5 protein-coding genes are annotated in these 4,357 nt (G+C 60.1%); 2 read left to right on the top strand and 3 right to left on the bottom strand.

The annotated features are described in order from the left end of the window. The coding region (locus P792_RS38740; protein ID WP_035439702.1) for a molybdopterin-binding protein at positions 1–257 on the bottom strand (257 nt) is incomplete at its 3' end. Between the two features lie 131 nt (positions 258–388). Between P792_RS38740 and P792_RS27545 the strand changes: the two genes are divergently transcribed. Continuing rightward, positions 389–1,297, top strand: a complete 909-nt coding sequence (locus tag P792_RS27545) for an SMP-30/gluconolactonase/LRE family protein (protein ID WP_023978545.1) — start codon at positions 389–391, stop codon at positions 1,295–1,297. 14 nt (positions 1,298–1,311) lie between these two features. Here P792_RS27545 and P792_RS27540 read toward each other — a convergent pair whose 3' ends face one another. Both P792_RS27540 and P792_RS27535 read right to left on the bottom strand, forming a co-directional pair. Then, positions 1,312–2,274 carry a bifunctional GNAT family N-acetyltransferase/(deoxy)nucleoside triphosphate pyrophosphohydrolase gene (locus P792_RS27540; protein WP_023978544.1) on the bottom strand — a complete coding sequence of 321 codons (963 nt, stop codon included), beginning with the start codon at positions 2,272–2,274 and terminating at the stop codon, positions 1,312–1,314. Continuing rightward, on the bottom strand, positions 2,271–3,371 hold the full coding sequence (locus P792_RS27535; protein WP_051395865.1) for an aromatic ring-hydroxylating dioxygenase subunit alpha: 1,101 nt from the start codon (positions 3,369–3,371) through the stop codon (positions 2,271–2,273). Before P792_RS27535 ends, P792_RS27540 begins: the two co-directional genes overlap by 4 nt. 426 nt (positions 3,372–3,797) lie before the next feature. On the opposite strand from P792_RS27535, the gene P792_RS38735 reads away from it, so the two are divergent. Further along, on the top strand, positions 3,798–4,357 hold a 560-nt coding region (locus P792_RS38735), incomplete at its 3' end, for a TonB-dependent receptor plug domain-containing protein (RefSeq protein ID WP_035439700.1).

Genomic DNA, 4,357 nt, shown 5'->3' with positions numbered 1-4,357 from the left:
GCCTCCGCGACGCAGGCGGCGGTTATGTCGTCATGGGTCGGGCCGATGCCGCCCGTGGTAAACACATGGTCGAACATGGCGCGACAGGTCGCAACCGTGTCGACGATGCGCCTGGCCTTGTCCGGAATGACGCGAACCTCTTCCAGCGCAATTCCCGAGCGGGCGAGGCCGTTCGCAATGAAGCGGATATTGGCATCCTGCGTGCGACCAGACAGGATTTCGTTGCCGATGATGAGAAGACAGGCGGTGGGTGGCATGGGGTTTCCCTCTGATCGCCGGGGAATGATAACTTCGTCAACCATACAGGGTATCCTGACGTTAAATCCCGACACGTCGATCAACTTCGAGTTGATGAACCTGACTATGACCTTTTCGCAGGAGACAGGAAATGAGCGATCTGAACAGCGAACCCTGCGCATCATGCGCTTATGACATCCGCGCCGATCTGGGTGAGGGGCCGGTCTGGATCTCCAGCGAAAACGCCATCTATTTCGTCGATATCAACGGTCGCAAGGTCCATCGGTTCACACCGGGGCTGGGCGAGGCCCATCACTGGGTCGCCCCCGGCAAGGTCGCGTTTCTGCTTCCAGTGGAAGACGGTACCTTTCTGGCAGGGCTGCCTGACGGGCTCTACCGGTTCGACCCTCAGGCCAGCAGCTTCGAGAAGGAACTGGATGTCGAGGCCGACAAGCCCGGCAACCGCCTGAATGATGGCTGCGTGGACCTGCACGGGCGCGGCTGGTTCGGCACAATGGATGATTCGGAAGAAGCGCCGAGCGGTTCTCTCTATTCGGTCCATCATACCGCAGAAGGGTTTGCGCTGCGCCATCACGACACGGGATATACGGTCGCCAATGGCCCCGCAGTCTCGCCCGATGGCAAGCTCCTCTATGCTTGCGATACCCCCAATGGCGTGATCTACCGTTTCGACCTTTCCCCGGATGGGGCCTTGTCGAACAAGCGCATCTTCGTGAACCTGCCTGAGGACAAGGGCTATCCCGACGGCGTTGTGTCAGACAGCGAAGGCAATATCTGGTGTTCGACTTGGAATGGCGCTCATGTGCGTTGCTTCACCCCCGATGGGGTCGAACGCGCCTCCTTTGCAGTGCCTGCCATGAATGTCACCAAGGTCGCGTTTGGTGGTGATGATCGCAAGACGGCCTATGTCACGAGTGCACGTCAGGGCCTCTCCGACGCGGTCCTTGCCCGGTATCCGCATTCGGGAAGTCTCTTCACTTTCCGTGCCGACAAGGCAGGATTGCCGCAGCATCGCATCGCCCTGGTCAAGGCGGACTGAACGCTGCCTACAGGTCAACCCGCCAGCAGTTCCCTGAGAAGGGGAATCAGGGGACGGTCGGGCGCTGGCATGGGGAAGCGATCCAGTTCATCCACCGGCACCCAGGCCAGTTCCTGTCCCTCACGCGGGACGGGCTGGCGTCGCCAGCGTGTGCAGAGATAGAGCGGCATCAGTAAATGCCGCCCCCCTATGTTTTCGGAGACGAAAGTGAAAGGGGCGATACAGCCCGACGAGATATCGACCCCCAGTTCCTCATCCAGTTCGCGAATCAGCGCCTGTTCGGGCGATTCATGAGGCTCCACCTTGCCACCCGGGAATTCCCACAATCCGGCCATCGGTTTGCCGGGCGGCCGACGGGCCAGAAGAACGCGCTGCTCCCGATCGATCAGCACGGCTGCGACGACCAGCAGAACGCGCGGTCCGCTACCCTGCGTCACGGGCGTTGCCTTCTCCGTTGTGCGATCCAGCCTGTAGGTAAGCACCGGATAGGGTTCCGACCCGCGCGAAATGAAGGGAATACGCGTTGTGCCTGAGCGCACGAAGGCCAGGCGGTCAAGCAGAGCGATCGAAGGCACGTTGTCTTCCGCCACATCTGCCATGATCTTCGTGACCGGAAGTGTCTCGAACGCCCATTCGACCACGCGTCGCACGCAGGCGCTTGCAATGCCTTTCTGCCAGAAAGGCCGCCCCACCCAGTAGCCAATCCTTGCCGTCTGGGTTGGGCGATCCATCGACAAGCCAATGCAGCCAACAAGCCTGTCATTGTCGCAAATGGCGAAATGCCAGGCTTTGCCAGCTTCCTGACGCTCGATAGTGCTCGCAATCCATTGATCAGCCAGCTCCCGCGGGTAGGGGAAAGGGAGATGGCTGAGCATGCGTACCACGCTCCAGTCATTGACCAGATTGTGCACAGCGGCACCATCGGTCGGCTGAAGCGGGCGCAAACGGTAGGGCGAGACCTCGAGTGTCAGACTCATTCGGCGGCCTGAGCCCGATCCGGTTCGGTCAGTGCCTCGGCATCCTGAGCCTTTGTTTCCGGCTGAATGCCCGAACGACGCAACAGGTCGCGCAGGACGTTGATGACCGGGAAGACTTCCTGATTGCGATCACCGCCAAGCTCACGCCACGCCTTCTGCTCAAGCTCCACAATCTCGCGGTCCTCGGCGAAGATCCTGTTAGTGAACCCGACAAGGAGCGGCCAGGCGAGCTCGAGCGCTCCCTTGAGCTTGGGACGTCGAATCGAGAGCAGGCCGAATACGCGGCATGTGAGATGCTCGGCGTCCTGCGGCACATAGACGATCCAGAGATCCATCACGGGTGGTTCGTCGCCGGTACGGATGTGCAGTGTCTGATAGGGATAGACAGTGCGGATGGTCATGACGTCGCGATGCGCGAATTTCGCGCTGGCATCGCGACGCTCTCCAAAGATCAGCGCCTCGCCCCAGGGCTGCTTTCCACCCACGCGGGCAAAGCTGTAGCGCGCCTCGACCATGCGTGGCTCATCGGCACCGCCAAGATAGCGGGGCTTCATCTTGCCCATCTGCTTCGAGTGCATGAACTGATGGTTCATATCCATCAGGTTCTCATGCATGAAGCTGTAATGGCAGTTCACATGCTCGCCGAAACGGCGGGTCTTGTAGGCTGGGTCGGCAACGGAGCCGAGCTGAGGGAAGGGGGTCGTTTCCGCCTTGGCTGGATCACCGGGGAAGATGAAGATCAGCCCTTCGACCTCACGGCATGGATAGGTGCGAACGCCATTGGGGAGTTTGCCCTTGCCCAGATAGGGCACATCGATGCAGCGACCCGAGCGGCCATAGGCCCATCCATGATAGCAGCACTGGACAGCCTCGCCCTCCACACGTCCCTTGCTGAGCGGTACCTGCCTGTGCGCACAGCGATCCTCCAGAGCGAACACGGTGCCTTCCTGCGGGCGCACAAGCGCAATGGGCTGGCCGGCAAAACGTGTCGCAATGGTTTTGCCTTTGCGCAGCTCATGCGACCACGCGACAGGGTACCAGTAATCGGGATCACACTTGACCCGGCGCAGATCAACCACGTCGCTTCCCAGCCTCATGGCGTCTGAACAGCGCTGCCCAGATCTGGCGTTTTCGGATGTGTCGTTAATAAGGCTTTCCGTCATCGGTATCCCTGTCTTGACCGCCTCATGGCCAGGCCTGGCAACAAGCTGGCGGCCCTGAGCGTGGCTCTGAAATCCTTGCAACCCTGTGCAGGAGCGAAGTTTAGCAGGCTTGCGGCCAGAGGGAACAGCACCTTTGCGTCACGAATGTTCACTGGGGAACTTATGGTCGTGAAATGCAGGAAGTGCGACAGATAATTGCTGAAACTGGCCGGTTTGTGCTGGCTATCTGCGACAAACTGTGTTTTTTTTGTCTCATTCGATCCGCTAACGAAAGAAACTTCCATTTCGACGTTGTAACGAGTTTTCGATGCTGCCTAGACTGATCCTGGTTCACGATCCCATGGAGAGACAGCTCGAACGATGTTTACAAAGCGAAGAATACTGGCGGCGGCGACCCTTCTCTCCTTCCCATTCGGGTTCAGCTACGCTCAGGCGGCTACGCAGCCTGCCGAGCAGACCGTGCCAAAGGTAAAAAAGAGCGGCGTCGTTCACCACAGAACGTCAATCGGCTCGGATCAGCCCCTTCATTCCGTTCCCAAGATCCGCACCCGCAAGGCACGTGATGCGAGCGGCGATAGCGGTGAGTCTGTCATCGTGACGGGTACCCACGCCTTCAATCGCAAGGCTCGCGACAGTGCCGTGCCTGTCACCGTGGTTTCCGCCGCCACCCTGCGCCGTTCGGGCCAGCTGAACCTGGCAGACGCCATCACGCGCGTTGATCCCTCCATCACGGTCACGGCCAACGGTGCCGATGCCGGTGCGCTGACCTCGGCGATCCGTATGCGTGGCCTGAACCCGAACGAGGTTCTGGTGCTGGTCGATGGCAAGCGCCGTAACACGACCGCCAATATCTATGCTGATGCGGGCCCGCAGCAGGGTTCGACCCCGGTCGATCTGAACATGATCCCGGCGGGCGCGAT

The organism is Asaia sp. SF2.1, from assembly GCF_000505765.1.
In the GTDB taxonomy this organism is placed as follows: domain Bacteria; phylum Pseudomonadota; class Alphaproteobacteria; order Acetobacterales; family Acetobacteraceae; genus Asaia; species Asaia bogorensis.
This window is presented reverse-complemented; position numbering and strand designations above follow the sequence as displayed.